This is a genomic window from Limnobacter litoralis, assembly GCF_030160455.1.
GTDB lineage: Bacteria > Pseudomonadota > Gammaproteobacteria > Burkholderiales > Burkholderiaceae_B > Limnobacter > Limnobacter litoralis.
In genome coordinates, this window is sequence record NZ_BSOJ01000004.1 from 71653 (window position 1) to 90379 (window position 18727).

Here is an 18727-nt window from a genome sequence, read left to right on the forward strand (position 1 = left end):
GGCCGTTTGGGTGATCTGTGTCCTCACATTGATCAGCCTCCTGGCATTCGTGATCGCCTTGCAGGTGGGCAGCAGCTCGGTGTCTGTCTGGTCCTTGGCCAAACTGTGGTGGCAAGGCGAGTTGAAGGGCGACAATCTCGAGCTGCAGATTTTTTTGAATCTGCGTTTGCCCCGCGTGTTGACGGCTTTCTGCGTGGGCGGACTTCTTGGCGTCGCCGGATTGTTGATGCAGGTGTTGTTGAAAAACCCGCTGGCTGACCCTTATATTTTGGGCGTTTCCGGTGGGGCCGGCTTGGGCGGCATCGCGCTGGCGCTGTTGTTGCCAGGCGTGTTCGCGTGGGCGTTGCCGGCAGGGGCTGCACTGGGTGCTCTGGTGGTCATCATTTTGGTGTTCGGCTTGTCCGGTTTTCGAGGTGTTGTCACGATGGAGCGCCTGCTGTTGACCGGCGTGGCGATGTCGGCGCTCTGCAGCGCCTTTGTCTCATTGTTGCTGACCTTTGCGGCCGAAGGGCGTTTCAGGGGGCTTGTGTTTTGGCTGCTCGGTGAGCTTGAGGGCGGGCATGCCGGTCTTTTGATGCTGGCTTGGGTGCTCATGTTGCTGCTGACCTTGCCGATGGCCCGAATGTTGAATGTGGTGTCGATGGGCGACGATGTGGCCTTTAGCCTAGGGGTGTCGGTGCGCTCGGCAAGGCACCGTCTTTACTGGATGTCTGCCTTGTTTACGGGCATCGCGGTGGCCGCAGGCGGCATGATCGGCTTTGTGGGCTTGGTGGTGCCGCACGTGTTGCGTCTCCTGCTGGGGCAAGACCATCGCTTGCTGGTGCCAGCCGTTGCGCTGGGTGGTGGTGTGTTTTTGATGCTCGCAGACTGCGTGTCTCGGGTGGCCCTGGCGCCCGTTCAACTGCCGGTGGGGGTGGTCACCGCCATGGTCGGTGCGCCGTTGTTCATTGTGTTGTTGGCCAGGCGGGGGCGGGTATGACGGTTCTCTCAACCCATAGCCTGTCACTTCGCTGTGGTTCCCGGCTTTTGCTTGACAGGCTGAATTTGCAGGTTCACGCCGGCGAGGTGTGGGCCGTGCTGGGGGTTAGCGGTCAAGGTAAAAGCGCGCTGTTGCGGCATTTGGCCCATTTGCCCATGCCTGCCGTTTTTCAGGTGCAAGGCGAGCTGAATTGGCGAGACAAAGCGCCAACCAGCTACCGCCGGGCAGAGCGCGCACAAATGGTCGCCTGGATGCCACAACAGGATTTTCAGCCTTTTGAATGCACCGTCGCCCAGCGCGTGTTGGTGGGCCGTTACCCACACGGCAGCACGCTGGGCTGGGAATCCAGAGAGGACCTTGCACTCTTGTCAGAGGCGCTTGAGCAGGTCGGTTTAAAAGGATTCGAATCTCGTGTTTTTCAGTCTTTGTCGGGTGGTGAGCAAAGGCGGGTCAGTATGGCTGCCGCCTTGGTGCAGCAGGCCAGCCTGATGCTGCTGGATGAGCCTTTGTCGCAGCTGGACTGGCATCACCAGGTGGATTTGGTGCGCCTGTTCAAGCCTTGGGCTGCAAAGGCAGGCGGTGCAGTGGTCTGGGTTAGCCACGACCCCAACATGGCGCTTCAATTTTCATCCCATTGCCTGGCACTGATGCCAAGCGGTGAACACCTGACCGGACCCGTCAGCCTGTTTCGTGATGCAGGGGTGCTGTCCAGGGTGTACGATTGCGCAATCGGCGCTGTACGTCCGGCGCATTTCTATTTTCCAGTCGCCGATGATTACACTTAATCTCTAGTACTGCCGAGAGCCTTTAATTTTGGGGCTCTGAGCGTTTGTTGCTGTGGCTTCTACGTAGTTACCCGAGTAAAGGCATGGTATAGTCCATGCCAATTTGTTCATTTCAATGCGCTTTTCCAGATAGGAGAAATTCCATGAAAATAGGAATCCCGGCCGAAACCAGGGCCGGAGAAACGCGTGTGGCTGCGACGCCCGAAACCGTCAAGAAACTGGTGGGCCAAAAGCACGAGATTTTCGTGCAATCTGGCGCCGGGCTGGCAAGCGCGATTACCGACGAAGCGTATGCGGCAGCCGGGGCCACCATTGTCGACCGGGCCATGGATGTATTGGCCGGTTGCGACATGCTGCTGAAAGTGCGCGCACCCCTTGAAAACGAAATTTCTGCCTACCGCGCGGGCCAAATCGTGGTCGGTATGCTGAACCCATTCGACGCGGCCGGGCTTGAAGCCATGAACAAGGCCGGGTTGACCGCCTTCGCACTTGAAGCGGCACCTCGCACCTCGCGTGCACAAAGCATGGACGTGCTGTCCTCACAGGCCAACATCGCAGGCTATAAGGCCGTCATGGTCGCGGCCAACGAATACCAGCGTTTCATGCCCATGTTGATGACCGCGGCGGGTACCGTCAAAGCGGCGCGCGTTTTGATTCTCGGGGTGGGTGTGGCTGGTTTGCAGGCCATCGCCACAGCAAAGCGTCTCGGTGCCGTCATCGAAGCGTCTGATGTGCGCCCTGCGACCAAAGAGCAGGTGGAATCGCTGGGGGCCAAGTTTGTGGACGTTCCCTTCGAGACCGATGAAGAGCGCGAGTGCGCCGAAGGTGTCGGTGGTTACGCACGCCCAATGCCCGAGAGCTGGATGAAGCGGCAGGCGCAGGCTGTGCACGAACGTGCCATCAAGAGCGACATTGTCATCACGACCGCGTTGATTCCTGGTCGCAAGGCCCCTACCTTGCTGCACGAAGAGACCGTGGCACAGATGAAGCCGGGTTCTGTCGTTGTTGACTTGGCGGTGGAGCAGGGTGGCAATTGCCCGCTGTCCCGCATCAACGAGGTGGTGGATGTCAATGGCGTGAAAATCGTGGGTTACCCCAATCTGGCCGCCATGGTGGCTGCCGATGCCTCGGCCCTGTATGCACGCAACATTCTCGATTTCCTGAAACTGGTCTTTGACAAGGAAGGCCAGTTCAAGATCGACCTGGAAGACGACATCGTCGCCGCTTGCCTGATGTGCACTGGCGGTGAATTGAAACGCAAAAACGCTTAAAGGACGGGCTGAACATGGACATCGTAAGCCACACAGTAACAAACCTGATTACCTTTGTTCTGGCCATCTACGTGGGTTATCACGTGGTCTGGAACGTCACCCCGGCTTTGCACACACCTTTGATGGCTGTGACCAACGCCATTTCTGCAATCATCATCGTGGGTGCAATGCTGGCCGCGGCGCTGACTGTGACCGATCTTGGTCGTTTCATGGGCACCTTGGCCGTCGCTTTGGCGGCAGTCAACGTGTTTGGCGGGTTCCTGGTGACGCGCCGCATGCTTGAAATGTTCAAGAAGAAGAAATAATTCACAGAGCGCACAGGAGAGAAAATATGCATCTCAGTATGAACACCGTGACGCTGCTGTATCTGATTGCGTCAGTCTGTTTTATTCAGGCCTTGAAGGGCCTTTCACACCCCACCACCTCCCGCAAAGGCAACGCCTTCGGCATGGTGGGTATGGCCATCGCGGTGCTGACGACCATCGCCCTGATCTACAAGTTGCAGTCTGAGCATTTCGCACAAGGCATGACCTTCGTGTTGATCGGTCTGCTGGTTGGCGGCTCTGTGGGCACCATCATGGCCAAGCGGGTCGAAATGACCAAAATGCCCGAGCTGGTGGCATTCATGCACAGCATGATTGGTCTCGCAGCGGTGGCCATTGCCATTGCGGCTGTGGCCGAGCCTGCGGCCTTTGGCATTGTGCCTGCGGGCATCGCCGAGATTCCCCAAGGCAACCGGCTTGAGCTGTTTCTGGGCACGTTTGTTGGTGCAATCACCTTTTCCGGCTCCGTTATCGCGTTTGGCAAGCTCAGCGGCAAGTACAAATTCCGCCTGTTTCAGGGGGCACCCGTTCGATTCTCGGGTCAGCATGCGCTGAATGCGGTGCTTGGCATCGTCATGATTGGTTCCGGCATTGTGTTCTTCATGACCCAAAGCTGGACCCCTTTCGTCGTGATGACACTGGTGGCCTTTGTTTTGGGCGTTACGCTGATCATTCCAATTGGCGGTGCAGACATGCCCGTGGTTGTTTCCATGCTGAACAGCTACTCGGGCTGGGCTGCAGCGGGCATCGGTTTCTCGTTGAACAACAGCATGTTGATCATCGCGGGTTCCTTGGTGGGTTCATCGGGTGCCATTCTTAGTTACATCATGTGCAAGGCCATGAATCGGTCTTTCTTCAACGTGATTCTGGGGGGCTTTGGTGGCGACGCCGAGGCGGCAACTGGTGGCAAGGCCGAACAGCGCCCCGTCAAGTCAGGTTCGCCTGATGATGTGGCCTTTTTGCTGACCAACGCTGAAACTGTCACCATTGTTCCAGGTTATGGTTTGGCGGTTGCGCGCGCGCAGCATGCGCTGAAAGAACTTTCAGAAAAACTGACCGAGCATGGTGTGACGGTGAAATACGCCATTCACCCTGTGGCTGGTCGTATGCCTGGCCACATGAACGTGCTGCTGGCTGAAGCCGAGGTGCCTTACGACCAGGTTTTCGAGATGGAAGACATCAACAGCGAATTTGGTCAGACGGATGTGGTGCTGGTTCTGGGTGCGAACGACGTGGTCAACCCGGCTGCCAAAAACGACCCCAAGAGCCCGATTGCAGGCATGCCCATTCTGGAAGCTTACAAGGCCAAGACCATCATTGTGAATAAACGATCCATGAACGCAGGTTACGCGGGTCTGGACAATGAGTTGTTCTACATGGACAAGACCATGATGGTCTTTGGTGACGCCAAGAAGGTCATTGAAGACATGGTGAAGGCGGTGGAGTAAATCCTCGTTCTAGTCTGGCTTTTGCCAATGCGCCTCGGCCCTTCCGGTCGGGGCGTTTTATTTCATCTCCGTAATTTTACGCAGAAAGGGCTGTGGAATCAGACGGATGTGGCTGATGGTTTACCTGTGGATACTCGGAAATCTGTATTTCAACAGGAGACAACAATGAGTCATGTAGTCGGTAGCCACAATCCGGGTGTGCAAAGTGCCACTCGCGCTGAAAAAATCAGCGCCACGCGATTGAAGGCCATTTTTGTGGGATCGTCGGGCAACCTGGTGGAGTGGTTTGATTTTTACTGCTACGCCGCCTTTGCCCTGTACTTTGCCGGTGCGTTTTTTCCTGCCCAGGACACCACCGCGCAAATAATGTCCACCGCGGGGGTGTTTGCCCTCGGGTTTCTGGTTCGCCCTGTAGGTGGATTTCTGTTTGGTTATCTGGGGGATAGGCATGGACGCCGCACTGCTTTGATGGTTTCGGTGTTGATGATGTGTTTTGGCTCGTTGATGATTGCTTGCGCTCCCACCTATCAACTTGTCGGTATTTGGTCGCCCATCATTTTGTTGCTGGCCCGGCTGGTTCAGGGTTTAAGCCTGGGGGGTGAATATGGCGCTAGTGCCACCTATTTGTCCGAAATGGCCACCTCCCGGCATCGTGGCTTTTATTCCAGTTTTCAGTATGTCACCTTGATTGGCGGGCAACTGCTGGCATTGCTGTTGTTGATGGCTTTGCAAAACCTGTTTCTGGATTCCACACAGTTGCACGCCTGGGGCTGGAGAATTCCCTTTTTGATCGGTGCCGCCCTTGCCCTGGTTGCCCTGCGCATGAGGCATGACCTGCCGGAAACCGATGCTTTTCAGGCTGCCCGCAAAGCCGGAAAAGCAACAGGTTCATTCAAAGAACTTTTGCGTTACCCCAAAGAGTCGCTGATTGTGATTGGCTTCACCATGGGTGGCACGCTGGCCTTTTATGTGTACACGGTGTACATGCAAAAATTTCTGCGTCTGTCGGTCGGCCTGACCGAAGTGCAAACCACGGCAGTGTCTGCTGCGTCACTGGTGTTCGCCATGTGCCTTCAGCCCTTGTATGGTGCACTTTCCGATCGCATTGGCCGCAAACCCTTGCTGATTGGTTTTGCCCTGTGCGGAACCCTGTTCACCGTACCGCTGCTGACAGGCATACAGCACGCCAGCGGACCCTGGTCGGCTTTCGCGCTGATTTGTTGTGCGTGGCTGATTGTGTCGGGTTACACCTCCATCAACGCTTTGGTGAAGGCAGAGTTGTTCCCCGCGTCCATTCGCGCCACGGGCGTGGGTGTGCCGTATGCATTCGCGGTGTCCATTTTCGGTGGATCGGCTGAATATGTCGCCCTGTGGTTCAAAAAGGCGGGACATCAAAGCGGCTTTTACTGGTATGCCACTGCCGTGATTGCATGCACCTTGCTGGTGTGCTGGTTCATGCGGGACACCCGTTCAAGGTCTCTGCTGGACGCCGATCAATAAGTTTGTGTCTTTAAAGAATCAACCAACTGTGTCTGGTGATCCATCGCCCAAGCTCGTTGTCGTTGCCGACCTCGAGCTTGTCGAATATGTTGGCCCTGTGCGTTTCAACCGATCTTGGGCTGCACGGCGGGTTTAAGGTTCGGGCAATGTCTTTGTTTGTGTGGCCAAGCCCGACCAGTCTCGCCACTTCTTTTTCCCTGGGTGTTAGTTCGCTCCACCGTGTTTGTGCGCTGCTTCGCTCTCTGGCCGATTCCATCGCTGCTGGCAGCTTGGCAAGCAGTTGCTCAGTGTCGGGTTTGACAACCCAGTCGTGCGCGCCCTGTCGCATGGCTTCAAGTGCGGTGGGAATGTCGCCATGCCCCGACAAAAACAGCGTCACCATTGGGCTGCGCTGATTGCGAAGCTGTTCCAGAATGGCAAGGCCACTCATGCCATCCAGGCGCAAATCCAGAATGATACAGCCTGGTTTGTGTACATCCACGGATTGAAAAAATGCTTCGCCAGAATCAAAGCATTGCACCGCAAGGCCCTGTGAGTACAGCAGGAGAATCATCGAGCGACGAAGGGCTTCGTCGTCGTCAATCACATACAGGGTAAGCGGATCTGGTTTCATGAGGTGATGGGCAATGAAATTGAAAAGACGGCGCCACCGTCAGGGTGGTTTTCAACGGATATTCGCCCTCCATGGGCTTCCACGATTGTTCGGCAAATGCTTAGACCAAGGCCCAGGCCCTCTGGTTTGGTGCTGACAAACGGTGAAAACACCTGATCGATGATGGCAGTGGACACGCCCGGCCCGCTGTCCTGTATGGAAATCTGAACCGATTGGCCTGTCTGAGTGCATGCAACATGGATGTGCCGGCTGTCAATCCGCTGGTTCTGCACCGCCTGAAATGCATTTTGAAGCAGGTTGGTGACCACCTGGCCCAGCAGAATGTCGTCGCCCCGCACAGCCGAGCAGTCTTCATCCCACCATGTGTGGACATGCACTGCCGATCGTTCCAATTCGGATTTAATGATGTTTAGGCTTTGCTGGACAACCGCTTGAACGTTCACCAGTTCATAAGACTTGGGGTTGGGGTTGATGAACGCCCGGACCCGTTTGACGATTTCGCTGGCTCGTTTGGATTGCCCTACGATTTCGTCCAGCGCCATCACCAACAACATGTCGGGCGGCGCAGAACTGGCCATGGCACGCGTTGCAAGTGCGAAATTGGACAGGGCCATCAAGGGCTGGTTCAGTTCATGGGCTAGGGTGGAGGCCATTTCACCCAGGCTGGCCAGTCTCGCGCTTTGTTGCAGCCTGGCCTCTTGTTCTCGTTGCCGCATTTCAGCCTGGCGTTGCGCCGTGATGTCGACTACCGAACTCATCCAGCCCTGGGGTTGGCCTGCCGCATTCACAAGCGGCGCTGTGTACACCATGGTAAGCACTTCATGGCCGTCTTTGTGTCGAATTTTCGATTCAAAACCCTGCCTGGTAACCTTGCCTTGCAAAACCATATTGCTTTCATGGAGGTGTCTGTCCAGTTCATCCGGGTGCCAGTAAGGGTAGGGTGGCAAGGTGCCCAGCAGCTCGTCTTGGCGGTATCCAACCATTTGGCAAAATGCCGAATTCACATAGATGATTTTGCCATCGTGGTCTCTGGCACGCATGCCCACCACCAAGGAGTTTTCCATGGCGTTTTGAAACGCGTGTGCGTCCTCGAGTTCACGGGTGCGTTGTCGCACTCGGCTTTCCAGTTCCTCTTTGGCCTGCTGTTGATCGGCGTACTGTTTTTCTCGCAATCGCCAGTAAAGCCCACCCAGAACGAACACCACACAAAGCAAGCCCACGATGATTTGGGCCTCTCTTTTGGCTTGCTGTATTTCAGTCCAGTCGCTAGTGATTAAAAGACGCCATCCCAGTTCATCAAGCGGGGTTGTCAAACTTAAAAACTGTCTCTGCTTGCCGTTCAAGGGCGTGGTCAAAATAGACATGGGACCATCGCCCGCCAGCTTGATTTTCCAAGGCAACAATTCGAAAGAGGTTCTTGACCCATATTGACTGTGTTGGTTGATCCATTGCAGATCAGCCTTTGTGAGCGCTTGCTCGCTTTGATACTTCCATTCGGGCACAGAACTCAGAAACACGATGTTCCGGCTGTCCAGCAAGAGGATGGGCGTGGTACTTCCCGACCAGGTTTTTTCTAGCGATTCCAGACTGACCTTGATGGCAACGACACCCACCACCGCGCCTTGCTTCCAGACGGGTTCGGCGATGAACAGCCCGGGTATGCCTGTGGTCAGGCCCTGGCCAAAAAACAGGCCTCGCTTCCCGTGAAGAGCGTCCTGAAAATAGGGTCGCTGTTGGTACGATTCACCGACAAAGCTGCCGGGTTGCCCGGCGTTGCTCGCGGCCAAGGTGACTCCTTTGCGATTGATCAGAAAGAGGGCGGCAGCACCTGTGGTGGTTTGAAGGTCAAGCAGGTAACGGTTCACGCTGTCTTGAAGTTGCGAATCGTGCGGATTTTCCAGCAGCGCGGCCGCAGAGGGTTGTCGCGCAACGACGTACGGCAGATAATCGTGCCTTGCCACAATACCGCGAATGCCGAGAACGGTTGTGTCAGAAGTTTGTCTCAGAGCTTGTAGCTTGAGCTGGATTTCCCGACGGACAGCCCATTGTCCCGCCAGAGCCACCAGCGAAAGTGCCAAGAGGACAAGCCCAAGCAAGGTACGGTATTTTCGCCAGTGCGTCACGGTGATTGACCAGCAGGGCTGGTTTGCCAATGTAAGTAAAGTTCAGTTTACCTTGTTGGTGGCGCGGTTTAACCACATGGCATCGCCGTAGCTGAAGAAACGGTACCTCTGTTCGATGGCGTGCGCGTAAGCTTTGAAGATGTTGTCTTTGCCTGCAAAAGCGCTGACCAGCATCAGCAGGGTGCTTTTGGGCAAGTGAAAATTGGTTTGCAGGCAATCCACAACCTTAAAGTAGTAGCCCGGTGTGATGAAAATATCGGTGTCGCCGTGGTGGCCTTTGTCTGCGTACTGCTCGGCACGCGCCAGGCCGGCTTGCGTGTTCAGGTCGCAGCCTGTTTCAGTGGCCCAGGCTTCAATGGCCCGAATTGACGTGGTGCCCACACACACCACCCGTTTGCCTGCACGTTTGCAGTCAATGATGGAGCGGACCACTGGGCCCGGCACAAAATAGCGCTCGCTGTGCATGACGTGCTCAGCCACGTTGTCGGTTTTAACCGGCAAAAAGGTGCCCGCACCGACATGCAGCGTTAAATTCAATAGTTCAACGCCAGAGTCGCGAATTTGCCTCAGCAATTCGGGGGTGTAATGAAGCCCTGCGGTGGGCGCAGCGACCGCCCCTGCTTTTTCAGCGAACACCGTTTGGTAACGTGCTTCGTCTTCCTCGTCAGCCGTGTGGGTAATGTAGGGGGGCAAAGGCAGTTGTCCGTGCGCTTCAAGCAACTCAAGCAGATCTACACCCCCTTCGCGCAGGCGAAGCGTGTACATCATGCCGTCTTTAGACAGCACTTCGGCCTCCACCTGATTGGCAAGGGTAATGTATGAACCGGGTTTTGGCGCGTGACTTGCCCGAATCATCGCCGTGAAGTGGCGATCATCCACGATGCGCTCCAGCATGACCTCCAGCTTGCCGCCAGTGGGCTTCTCTGCATGAATGCGTGCCTTGATGACCTTGGTGTCATTCAGCAACAGGCAATCGCCCGCATCAAGAAGCGCTGGCAATTCTGAAAATTGTCTGTCGCGAAACTGGGGCGCCTTGCTGCAATCCAGCAGACGAGACATGCCACGCACCGGACTGGGGTGCTGCGCGATCAATTCTTCGGGAAGTTGAAAATCGAAATCAGACAGTTTCATCTGAATAATCAGGAGTGGTGCCGAGGGCGGGAATCGAACCCGCACGATATCACTATCACTGGATTTTGAGTCCAGCGCGTCTACCAATTCCGCCACCTCGGCAAGGTTGTGGATTATGCCAAAAATATTTCGTGAAAACAAATGAATTCTGCGAAAGCGGGCATTTATTTCCGAAATGCACCCTGTCGTGGGATGTTCGGCCCATTTGCAGTGCTTGATACTGAAGGCTTCGGTTACCTTTGCGTTTGCCCTTTGCACCATGTCATTCAAATGGAAATGGATAGTTACTACCTTTCTGACCCAGATCTTTTTTGGGCTGGTGTTCTCTGCCATCCAGTTTCAGCACATGACGGACGCCGCCTTGGAGGCCATGCACGGCAATGTGGCCACCATGCAACTAGAGCTTGGCAATTTGTTGTCGAAATCCGGGAGCAAACGGGAAGAGGTGATTCGTCAATATTTGCACACGGTCATGCTCAAACAGGACCTGGTTTATGCGGCTTTGCTGTCGTCCAGCGGTAAGCCTGTGGTCACCCTCGGGGAGTCTGTGGAGCCGAGAACTTCTTCGCTGGACTCCAGTTCATTGGTGAATTCATTTGCTACCCCGGGAGGCAGTGAGCGAATTGAAGTGGAGTTTGATCCTGACGAGGTGTTCGGCAAGCGAAATCATTTTGTCTTTTTCTTGGTGGGCGCTTTTGTACTGAGCGCCTTTGCCTGTGGCCTGGTGCTGTTGGGCCTGGGCAATGCCTTAAGCGCAAGATTGACTGAACTGCGGCTGAAGGCTGGGGCGATACAGTCTGGGGACACTTCTGTTCGAATTGATGTCAAAGGCAAAGATGAGCTTTCCTGTTTGGGGTGGGCATTCAACAACATGACCGAGGCCATTGAATTGCAGATCAGTTTGATGGAAGAAAACACTCTGCGATCAATCGCGGAAAAAAATCGCCTGGATCTTCTGTTGTCATCACTGAACAGCGGCGTGGCCTATCTCGATGAGCAATTCAATGTGCAGTACGTCAATAAGGCATTGGCGCGGATGCTGAAAACAACCTCACCCGCACCCTCCAGTCCGGATCTGGCGGTTTTGTTGAAGCGTGCCGGAGTGGTTCGCGAGCAGCAGGTCATTCTGAATGATTTGATGACCGAGTATTTTCGCAATCATGAGGCACCCGATGAGCTGGACTTTACAGATGGGCAGGCCCTGCAATTCCGATTTGCCATCTATCGCGACAAGGTTCAGGGGCCGCATGGCGTGTTGATCGTTGAAGACGTCAGCATGCGGAAAAATGTGGAAGACCTGAAAAACGAAGTGGAAACGGATCCACTGACCGCTGTATTGAACAGGCGAGGCTTCGAGATGACGCTGCAAAGCCGCTTGGGGCGCTTGTTGCCCGGCGAGCTTTTGGGGGTCATGTATCTCGATCTGGATGGGTTCAAGGCTGTGAATGACACCCTTGGGCACAAGGCAGGGGACCAGATTCTGAAAACCTCGGCCAGCCTGCTTAAAGGGGCGACCCGAAATATTGATCTGGTGGCAAGGCTTGGTGGCGATGAATTTGCAATCATCATCGGCCGAGCCAATATGCAGCTGATGAAGAATATTTCAGAGCGAATCATCGATGCATTTTCAAGAGACAAATTGCTTGGGCGAATTCGGCAAAACCATCACCTTTCTGTGACTTGCAGTATCGGTGCAGCGCTTTATCCCCTGCACGCGCAAAATGTCACAGACCTGCTTGAGCTGAGTGATCGTCAAATGTATTTTGCCAAACGGGCCGGGAAGAACTGTTATCGAATCGCCAGCAGCAGTACCAACACCGGTGAGGAAATGACCCGGGTCTGATCGTGCCGCTGCACAGGTATTGTATGGTTTGCCCCACTTTCAACTGTGGCTTGCCGGGGCTAAGATCAGGGGCATTGTTCATTTCACATTGCTTCCCTTATGAAAATTGTCTGGCTTGAAAGCGAAAGTCTGAGTGTGCCTCTTCCCCGACCTGAATTCCCGAACACCTGGGTTGAATACGGTTTCACCAACCAGAGCGAGGTAAAGGCCCGAATCGCAGATGCACAAGTGCTGATCATCAACAAGGTCAAAATTGGTGCTGAAGAGCTGGACGCAGCGCCCTACCTCAAGTTGATCCAGATTGTGGCCACCGGCACTGACAACGTGGACAAGCAGGCCTGTGCCGAACGCGGTGTGATCGTCAGCAACGTGGTCAATTATGGACCAGAGGCCGTGGCGGAACATGCGTTCGCCTGTTTGTTGCAATTGGTGCGCCGTGTGCCCGAGTGGCAGGCCTTGGTGCACGATGGCACCTGGAGCAAATCGCGTTTTTTCTGCTTGCACGACTTGCCCATGAGCACCTTGAGCCAAATGACCTTGGGCATTCTGGGCAACGGCGCAATTGGTCAAAAGTTGGCTGACTTTGCGCGCACATTTGGCATGCATGTGCTCCACCTGGAACGCATGGGTGCCACGTCCGTGCGTGAAGGTTACATCAGTTTTGAAGAGGGTTTGAAGCGCAGCGACGTGCTCAGCCTGCATTGTCCGCTGAATGACCAGACGCGCGGGCTGATCAATTCCAAAGTGATTCAGATGATGAAGCCTGGTGCCGTGTTGTTGAACACAGCCCGCGGTGCGCTGGTGAATTTTGAAGATTTGAAACAAGCCATTGAAAGTGGCCACCTGTTGGGCGCGGCGCTCGATGTGCTGGAGCAGGAGCCCCCGCCCCCGGATCACCTGATGGTTCGCTGGCAGCACCCGCGATGCATCATTACGCCCCACATTGCATGGGCCACGGAGGCTTCGCAAACCAACCTGGCGCGACTTGCCGTCAAGCAGATTGACCGCTTTCTGGCCGAACAACTCTAAGCGCTGACGGCTGTTGCAATAATGGAACAGATCACCCCCTGTATTCGGGTCGACCGACATTTTCCAGGGGGTGCACAATTTTTAGGCATCAATTGGGCTTAGAATGCGTGCATGAATTCATCTGAGTTAAGCCCGGCTGAAATTGCCGATGAAAAAGCCTTGGCGGAGATCACCTTCGCCGATTTTGGCCTGCACCCGTCCATCCAGAAAGCCATTGATGAACAGGGTTACACCAAACCAACACCCATCCAAGCCAAAGCCATCCCGGTCGTATTGACCGGTGTTGATGTCATGGGCGCTGCGCAAACCGGTACTGGCAAAACAGCGGGTTTTTCGCTGCCCATCCTGAATCGTTTGATGCCGCTGGCTTCCGAGAGCACCTCGCCAGCCCGTCACCCGGTTCGTGCGCTGATCTTGACGCCTACCCGTGAATTGGCCGATCAGGTTGCGGCCAACGTGTTTGTATACGCCAAGCACACGCCGCTGCGTTCCACCGTCATCTACGGCGGTGTAGACATGAACCCTCAAACACAGGCGCTACGAAGCGGCGTTGAGTTGGTGATTGCCACGCCTGGCCGCCTGCTGGATCACGTCCAACAAAAGACAATCAATTTAAGCCAAGTGCAAGTGCTGGTGCTTGATGAGGCAGATCGCATGCTGGACATGGGTTTTCTGCCAGACCTGCAGCGCATCATCAATTTGCTGCCCGCCAGTCGCCAGAATTTGCTGTTCTCTGCCACGTTTTCGCCTGAAATCCAGAAGCTGGCCCGAAGCTTTATGGTGCAGCCGACCCTGATCGAAGTGGCCCGCCGCAATGCAACCTCCGAGAATATTCAGCAGGTGATGTTTGCGCTCGACAGCGACGAAGAAAAGCGCGCGGCAGTGTCTCACCTGATCAAAAGCAAGCAAATGTCGCAAGTGATCGTGTTCAGCAACACCAAGCTGGGCACGGCAAGGCTGGCCCGATTCCTTGAAAAAGAGGGACTGACAGCCACGGCCATTCATGGTGACAAGTCTCAGGGTGAGCGCATGAAGGCGCTGGACGCTTTCAAGGCCGGTGAAGTGGCAGTTCTGGTTGCCACAGACGTGGCTGCGCGTGGTCTGGACATTGCTGACTTGCCTTGCGTGATCAATTACGACTTGCCAACCACGCCCGAAGACTATGTCCACCGAATTGGCCGCACAGGCCGTGCCGGTGCCACGGGGGTGGCGTATTCGTTTGTTGTCAAAGGGGGCGAACGTGCGCTCAAAGACATCGAGAAGCTGATCGGCAAACCCATCGCGAAGGGCCAATTGGAAGGTTTTGTCGCGCCTTCGGCCAATGCACGTTCCGCAGAGCCCGCCTCAAGAGAGCGCCGGCCTCGGTCTTCAGAAGACAGCAGTGCAGCAGCCCCACGTGAGCGTCGTGAACGCAAGGGGCCCGGTTACGGATCAACGCGTTCTGACGAGCGCGCACCCATTCACCGTGATGCTGAATACGAGCGTTTGCGTGCCAAGCTGGCGCAGGGGCGTGTTCGGGATGACATTTTCTCCAAGCCCTACGTAGAGAAAGACAACAACCCGCCAAAGCAGGAAGGCAGTCGCCAGCAAGGTGGTCAGTTGTCCAATGGCAAATCCACCAAGCAAACGGGGCCAGTGGCCTTTCTCTTGGGCGGTAGCCCCCGTCAATAATTGGTTTGGTGTGCCGTTTTAGCGCGGTACACCGCCCAGTTCTCCGCAGCCAGTTCCCGCCATTGCGCGGGCGTCTTGGCCCGCAACGCATCAAATCCGAAGTGCTTCCAGACCGCGTTCAGGTTGTCCACGGGGGTGTTGTCATCTAGCGCCTTTGCACCCGTTTGCTTGGACAATTTTTGCCCGTCGACCGCCAGTATGACCGGCAGGTGCCAATAGGCGGGTCTGGGTTTTTGAAGCGCATCGAACAGGGCCAGTTGCCTGGCCGTCGTGTCAGCAAGGTCGTCACCGCGAACAATGTGCGTAACCTCACTGGCGGCATCATCCACCACCACAGCCAGGTGGTAGGCCCACGCGCCATCCCCCCTTAAAAGCACAAAATCGCCGCTGGTCTGGCTCAACAGGTCAATAAACTGGCCCAATCGATGGTCCTGCCATTCAATGGTCGCCTTCGGGCATCGAAACCGGATCGAACGCGCAGTTTTTCCCTTGGGCATGCCTTGTGCACAGGTGCCCGGATAAATCCGGTTTTCCCCAAAGCCGCGTGATGCGTTGGCGGCCTCAATGTCTTGTCGGGTGCAGGCGCAGGGGTAGGTCAGTCCGGCATGGCTCAGCGCGTTCAGGGCCCGTTGGTAGGCGGGTGTACGGGTGGTTTGCAATACAGGGGGTTCATCACTGACAAGCCCGTGCACCGCCAAGCTGTGCAATATTCGCTGGGTCCATTCGGGTTTGCAGCGCTGGGGGTCGATGTCCTCGATGCGTACCAGCCATTGGCCTTGGTGAATGCGTGCATCCAGATAGCTGCCCACAGCGGTGGCCAGCGAGCCCAGGTGCAAGGGCCCGGTGGGTGATGGGGCAAATCGTCCGCGGTAGGGGGCGTGTTCAGACATTGCCAGGTGCATCCTCAGCAAGATTCAAGCTGCAGCCCCGCAGGTAGTCAGTCCACCAGGCCAGTGCATTGCCACGCTTGTTGCGTTGCCATGCAAAGCAAAGCGGGCTTTCCCGGTAGGTGTCTTCCGTTTTACGGGTCACCAGTTTGCCCTGTGTAACCAGGTCTTTGATGAGGTGCCAGGGCAGCCAGCCCGTGCCTAATCCGGCCAATTGAGCCTCCACTTTGGCCAACAATGTGGGCACGGTTAACACATGTTGACCGCTTTGCAAGCCAAAAGTGAGTGGTTTGAATTGGCGCGAGGTGTCGCCCACAGCCACGGCCCGATGCCTGGCCAGGGTCTCGTTGCTGATGGGTTCAGGTTCTTGCGCCAGCGGGTGGCCTGGCGCGATTGCAAAGACCAGCTGTGCCTTTCCCAGCTTCTGGATAGTCAGGCCCGTGTTGGCGGCAAACTGGTTTTGATCCAGATGGGTGCCGATCAGCAGGTCTGCCCGACCGGAGTACAGGGCTTCCCAGGTGCCTGACAAAATTTCCTGACTGATTCGAAGCCGAGTGCCAGAGCAGGCCTGGTCAAATGCCTGAATCCATGGAATCATTTTTTCGAAAGGAATCAGGCCGTCGATGACGATTCGAAGTTCAGACTCCCAGCCGCTGGCTGTGGCCTTTACGCGCTGTTTGAGTTCTTCCGACTGGGCAAGCAGACGTCGACCCTCTTCAAGCAGAACCTTGCCTGCTGGCGTGAGTTGGGCCTTGTGGCCCGTGCGATCGTAAATCAGCAGATCGAGGGAGTCTTCCAGCTGGCGAAGTTGATAGGTGATGGCTGACGGGGCTTTGTTCAAGGCGCTGGCTGCCGCAGCAAAACTGCCGCGGCTTTCAATCAATTCCAGCAAAGCCAGTGACTCAAGGTTCATGTCATTCGTCCTATTCAAAAAATTTGAATAACTGAGTCAAATTCTACGTGTTGTTTGCACTCCAGTGCTCACCTACACTTCAATCAACACATTCAAGGAGATGAAAATGCTTCAGATCAGAAAATCCAAAGAACGCGGCTACGCCGAGCATGGTTGGCTGAAGAGCTATCACAGCTTCTCGTTTTCCGAGTACTACGACCCCAAATTCATGGGTTTCGGCCCCTTGCGCGTCATCAACGAAGACTGGGTTCAGCCCCAAACCGGTTTTGGCACCCATGGTCACCGTGACATGGAGATCATCACTTACATGCTGGATGGCGAATTGAGTCATCGAGACAGTTTGGGTGGTGGGTCCGCCATCAAGCCAGGGCAAATACAGCGCATGAGTGCGGGCACGGGCATTCGACATTCCGAGATGAATGCGCACAAAACGGATGTGGCGCATTTGCTGCAGATCTGGATTGAACCCGCCAAAACCGGCGTGGCCCCAGGCTACAAAGACCACGACATTGACTTGGCCACCATTACAGGTCGGCTCGGTTTGATCGCGGTGGGGGATGAGGCGCAGGCCGAGCAGTTGAAGATCGCCTTCATTCATCAAGATGCCAAGGTGTATGCCGGCCGCTTGAAAGCGCAAACCGAAACGCTGGCAATCAGTCCGGTGCGCAAGGGCTACCTGCACCTGGCTCGTGGTCATGCGGTGGTTAATGGTGTTGCCCTTGAAACAGGCGATGCGCTGATGATTGAAAACGAGTCGGCTTTGACCATTGAGGTGGCAGATCAGGCTGAAATGTTGGTGTTCGATTTACCCGCTTAAAAGGAGAAACAAAATGACTTCAGTTGCAGTTGTGTATCACAGTGGTTACGGCCACACCGCCAAAGTGGCCAAAGCCGTGGAAGAGGGCGTTCAAAGCGTGGCGGGCGTCACTGCCCACCTGGTGAACGTCAATGAAGTGAATGACGCCACTTGGGATGTGCTGGCGAAGGCCGATGGCATTATTTTTGGGGCGCCCACTTACATGGGCGGAGCCTCTGGCGACTTTAAAAAGTTTGCCGACGCCAGCAGCAAGGTGTGGTTTACACAGGGCTGGAAAAACAAGGTGGCAGGCGGGTTCACCAATTCCATGTCCATGAGTGGTGACAAGCTGAGCACCCTGCAGTACTTCGTGACCTTTGCCATGCAACACGGCATGATCTGGGTGGGCAATGCGATTCCCGGCGCTCAAAAACCCGGTGACCCCAATGAGCTGAATCGCGTAGGCTCATGGGTGGGCGTCATGACCCAGTCTGACAATGCACCTGCAGAGGTCACGCCCCCGGCCAAAGACCTTGAAACCGCAAAATTGTATGGCGCCCGTGTGGCAGAGTACGCCAAGCGCCTGGGCGGTTGAGTCGGTCCAAGAGGGGGTAATACCTCCTCTTCTCTTCGAGGAGTTGTTGAAGATTCCGAAACGGGTTGGCCCACCTGGAAACCCTCACCCCCACAACCGCTGGTGGATGTGATTGCGTCGGTTTATGGTGTTTATCCTTCAGATCAAAAAGCCTTCCATTCTTTGCTTTAATACCTGCACCGCCTAAATTCGTTCTTTGTCGCAATAGGGTTGATACCCCCTTTTGATGGCAATTGATGGCCAGAACGAATCACCTGTTTGTAACACCTGGAAGTAGTTGATAGGCGTTTTTCTGAAAAACTCAGGAAAAAACTCCATGATCGACTGCTCGTTCACTCTAAACAACCTGCCGATGAGTGCCAGCAAAGCTCAGCAATTTTCTTTTCCGGCATTCTCTGGCCTAGGCAGTCACGTAAACAAGAGAAATTTCGTGTGTCACCCTAATTTCGGGGCCATCCCAGAAGGCCGCTACTACATCATTGATCGGCAATCAGGTGGCCTTTTGGGTGCGGTTAGAGAATTCTTCACTGACAAGAAGGAATGGTTTGCTCTCTATGCCATTGACACAAAAATTGATGATGAGACCTTCTGTGAAAGTGTAAAACGAGGTAACTTCAGATTGCATCCGAAGGGTATTGCCGGGATCAGCGAGGGGTGTGTTACGGTTGAGAGTCATGCAGACTTTCATAAGCTCCGGACAATTTTAAAGGGAACAGTTCCATCAAAAATTCCGGGAACGAATTACACAACCTATGGAGCCTGTAAAAAATTCTGTGTAAGTTCATTCGGAATCAAGGGTGGTGAACGGTAACTCGTTCGC

The 18727-nt window shown here is 55.2% G+C and carries 17 protein-coding genes and 1 tRNA gene; 12 read left to right on the plus strand and 6 right to left on the minus strand.

Translation table 11 applies throughout. The annotated features are described in order from the left end of the window. The first annotated feature begins 28 nt into the window (after positions 1–28). The 6 genes from QQJ87_RS01285 (at position 29) to QQJ87_RS01310 (ending at position 6306) form a co-directional block, all read left to right on the plus strand. On the plus strand, positions 29–979 hold the full coding sequence (locus QQJ87_RS01285; protein ID WP_284279487.1) for a FecCD family ABC transporter permease: 951 nt from the start codon (positions 29–31) through the stop codon (positions 977–979). Then, positions 976–1764: an ABC transporter ATP-binding protein gene (locus QQJ87_RS01290; protein WP_284279488.1), complete on the plus strand. Its 789-nt coding sequence runs from the start codon at positions 976–978 to the stop codon at positions 1762–1764. The genes QQJ87_RS01285 and QQJ87_RS01290 overlap by 4 nt, the downstream gene beginning before the upstream one ends. A gap of 143 nt (positions 1765–1907) precedes the next feature. Then, complete coding sequence (locus tag QQJ87_RS01295) at positions 1908–3035, plus strand: Re/Si-specific NAD(P)(+) transhydrogenase subunit alpha (RefSeq protein WP_284279489.1); 1128 nt, start codon at positions 1908–1910, stop codon at positions 3033–3035. Positions 3036–3049: 14 nt separating this feature from the next. Further along, entirely contained in the window at positions 3050–3340 is a 291-nt protein-coding gene (locus QQJ87_RS01300; protein WP_284279490.1) for an NAD(P) transhydrogenase subunit alpha part 2, read from the plus strand. Between the two features lie 26 nt (positions 3341–3366). Next, the gene (locus tag QQJ87_RS01305) at positions 3367–4806 is read left to right on the plus strand and encodes an NAD(P)(+) transhydrogenase (Re/Si-specific) subunit beta (RefSeq protein ID WP_284279491.1); all 1440 of its coding nucleotides are present in this window, start codon (positions 3367–3369) and stop codon (positions 4804–4806) included. Positions 4807–4971: 165 nt separating this feature from the next. Further along, the gene (locus QQJ87_RS01310; RefSeq protein WP_284279492.1) at positions 4972–6306 is read left to right on the plus strand and encodes an MFS transporter; all 1335 of its coding nucleotides are present in this window, start codon (positions 4972–4974) and stop codon (positions 6304–6306) included. Positions 6307–6316: 10 nt separating this feature from the next. Here QQJ87_RS01310 and QQJ87_RS01315 read toward each other — a convergent pair whose 3' ends face one another. The 4 genes from QQJ87_RS01315 to QQJ87_RS01330 all read right to left on the minus strand — a co-directional run bounded on the left by QQJ87_RS01315 (position 6317) and on the right by QQJ87_RS01330 (position 10275). Continuing rightward, positions 6317–6919, minus strand: coding sequence for a response regulator transcription factor (locus QQJ87_RS01315; protein WP_284279493.1), 603 nt, complete (start codon positions 6917–6919; stop codon positions 6317–6319). Beyond that, the gene (locus QQJ87_RS01320; RefSeq protein WP_284279494.1) at positions 6916–8997 is read right to left on the minus strand and encodes an ATP-binding protein; all 2082 of its coding nucleotides are present in this window, start codon (positions 8995–8997) and stop codon (positions 6916–6918) included. Before QQJ87_RS01320 ends, QQJ87_RS01315 begins: the two co-directional genes overlap by 4 nt. 87 nt (positions 8998–9084) lie before the next feature. Continuing rightward, on the minus strand, positions 9085–10173 hold the full coding sequence (queA, locus tag QQJ87_RS01325; RefSeq protein ID WP_284279495.1) for a tRNA preQ1(34) S-adenosylmethionine ribosyltransferase-isomerase QueA: 1089 nt from the start codon (positions 10171–10173) through the stop codon (positions 9085–9087). Between the two features lie 15 nt (positions 10174–10188). Next, positions 10189–10275 (minus strand) — tRNA-Leu (locus tag QQJ87_RS01330). A gap of 157 nt (positions 10276–10432) precedes the next feature. On the opposite strand from QQJ87_RS01330, the gene QQJ87_RS01335 reads away from it, so the two are divergent. From QQJ87_RS01335 to QQJ87_RS01345, 3 genes are all read left to right on the plus strand, one after another. Then, complete coding sequence (locus QQJ87_RS01335) at positions 10433–12016, plus strand: GGDEF domain-containing protein (RefSeq protein WP_284279496.1); 1584 nt, start codon at positions 10433–10435, stop codon at positions 12014–12016. Positions 12017–12115: 99 nt separating this feature from the next. Then, a complete protein-coding gene (locus QQJ87_RS01340) occupies positions 12116–13045 on the plus strand; it encodes a D-2-hydroxyacid dehydrogenase (RefSeq protein ID WP_284279497.1) in 930 nt (309 codons plus the stop codon). Between the two features lie 111 nt (positions 13046–13156). Beyond that, positions 13157–14716 (plus strand): DEAD/DEAH box helicase, encoded by a 1560-nt coding sequence (locus tag QQJ87_RS01345; RefSeq protein WP_284279498.1) that lies wholly within the window; start codon positions 13157–13159, stop codon positions 14714–14716. Here QQJ87_RS01345 and gluQRS read toward each other — a convergent pair. Further along, complete coding sequence (gene gluQRS, locus QQJ87_RS01350) at positions 14710–15606, minus strand: tRNA glutamyl-Q(34) synthetase GluQRS (protein ID WP_284279500.1); 897 nt, start codon at positions 15604–15606, stop codon at positions 14710–14712. The genes QQJ87_RS01345 and gluQRS overlap by 7 nt on opposite strands. Further along, a complete protein-coding gene (locus QQJ87_RS01355) occupies positions 15599–16516 on the minus strand; it encodes a LysR family transcriptional regulator (RefSeq protein ID WP_284279501.1) in 918 nt (305 codons plus the stop codon). Before QQJ87_RS01355 ends, gluQRS begins: the two co-directional genes overlap by 8 nt. A 106-nt stretch (positions 16517–16622) precedes the next feature. Here QQJ87_RS01355 and QQJ87_RS01360 point away from each other — a divergent pair, with 106 nt between their 5' ends. The 3 genes from QQJ87_RS01360 (at position 16623) to QQJ87_RS01370 (ending at position 18718) form a co-directional block, all read left to right on the plus strand. Beyond that, entirely contained in the window at positions 16623–17333 is a 711-nt protein-coding gene (locus QQJ87_RS01360) for a pirin family protein (RefSeq protein WP_284279502.1), read from the plus strand. A 13-nt stretch (positions 17334–17346) separates the two neighbouring features. Further along, positions 17347–17907 carry a flavodoxin family protein gene (locus QQJ87_RS01365; RefSeq protein WP_284279503.1) on the plus strand — a complete coding sequence of 187 codons (561 nt, stop codon included), beginning with the start codon at positions 17347–17349 and terminating at the stop codon, positions 17905–17907. Between the two features lie 316 nt (positions 17908–18223). Then, entirely contained in the window at positions 18224–18718 is a 495-nt protein-coding gene (locus QQJ87_RS01370; protein WP_284279504.1) for a DUF2778 domain-containing protein, read from the plus strand. The last annotated feature ends 9 nt before the right edge of the window (positions 18719–18727 follow it).

What these genes read in the sequence shown, in the direction of transcription:
- QQJ87_RS01340 (WP_284279497.1), top strand. Translation starts at nt 12,116, where the DNA reads ATGAAAATTGTCTGGCTTGAAAGCGAAAGTCTGAGTGTGCCTCTTCCC.
- QQJ87_RS01345 (WP_284279498.1), top strand. Translation starts at nt 13,157, where the DNA reads ATGAATTCATCTGAGTTAAGCCCGGCTGAAATTGCCGATGAAAAAGCC.
- queA (WP_284279495.1), bottom strand. Translation starts at nt 10,173, where the DNA reads ATGAAACTGTCTGATTTCGATTTTCAACTTCCCGAAGAATTGATCGCG.
- QQJ87_RS01310 (WP_284279492.1), top strand. Translation starts at nt 4,972, where the DNA reads ATGAGTCATGTAGTCGGTAGCCACAATCCGGGTGTGCAAAGTGCCACT.
- QQJ87_RS01315 (WP_284279493.1), bottom strand. Translation starts at nt 6,919, where the DNA reads ATGAAACCAGATCCGCTTACCCTGTATGTGATTGACGACGACGAAGCC.
- QQJ87_RS01295 (WP_284279489.1), top strand. Translation starts at nt 1,908, where the DNA reads ATGAAAATAGGAATCCCGGCCGAAACCAGGGCCGGAGAAACGCGTGTG.
- QQJ87_RS01300 (WP_284279490.1), top strand. Translation starts at nt 3,050, where the DNA reads ATGGACATCGTAAGCCACACAGTAACAAACCTGATTACCTTTGTTCTG.
- QQJ87_RS01370 (WP_284279504.1), top strand. Translation starts at nt 18,224, where the DNA reads ATGATCGACTGCTCGTTCACTCTAAACAACCTGCCGATGAGTGCCAGC.
- QQJ87_RS01335 (WP_284279496.1), top strand. Translation starts at nt 10,433, where the DNA reads ATGTCATTCAAATGGAAATGGATAGTTACTACCTTTCTGACCCAGATC.
- QQJ87_RS01360 (WP_284279502.1), top strand. Translation starts at nt 16,623, where the DNA reads ATGCTTCAGATCAGAAAATCCAAAGAACGCGGCTACGCCGAGCATGGT.
- QQJ87_RS01290 (WP_284279488.1), top strand. Translation starts at nt 976, where the DNA reads ATGACGGTTCTCTCAACCCATAGCCTGTCACTTCGCTGTGGTTCCCGG.
- QQJ87_RS01305 (WP_284279491.1), top strand. Translation starts at nt 3,367, where the DNA reads ATGCATCTCAGTATGAACACCGTGACGCTGCTGTATCTGATTGCGTCA.
- QQJ87_RS01365 (WP_284279503.1), top strand. Translation starts at nt 17,347, where the DNA reads ATGACTTCAGTTGCAGTTGTGTATCACAGTGGTTACGGCCACACCGCC.
- gluQRS (WP_284279500.1), bottom strand. Translation starts at nt 15,606, where the DNA reads ATGTCTGAACACGCCCCCTACCGCGGACGATTTGCCCCATCACCCACC.
- QQJ87_RS01355 (WP_284279501.1), bottom strand. Translation starts at nt 16,516, where the DNA reads ATGAACCTTGAGTCACTGGCTTTGCTGGAATTGATTGAAAGCCGCGGC.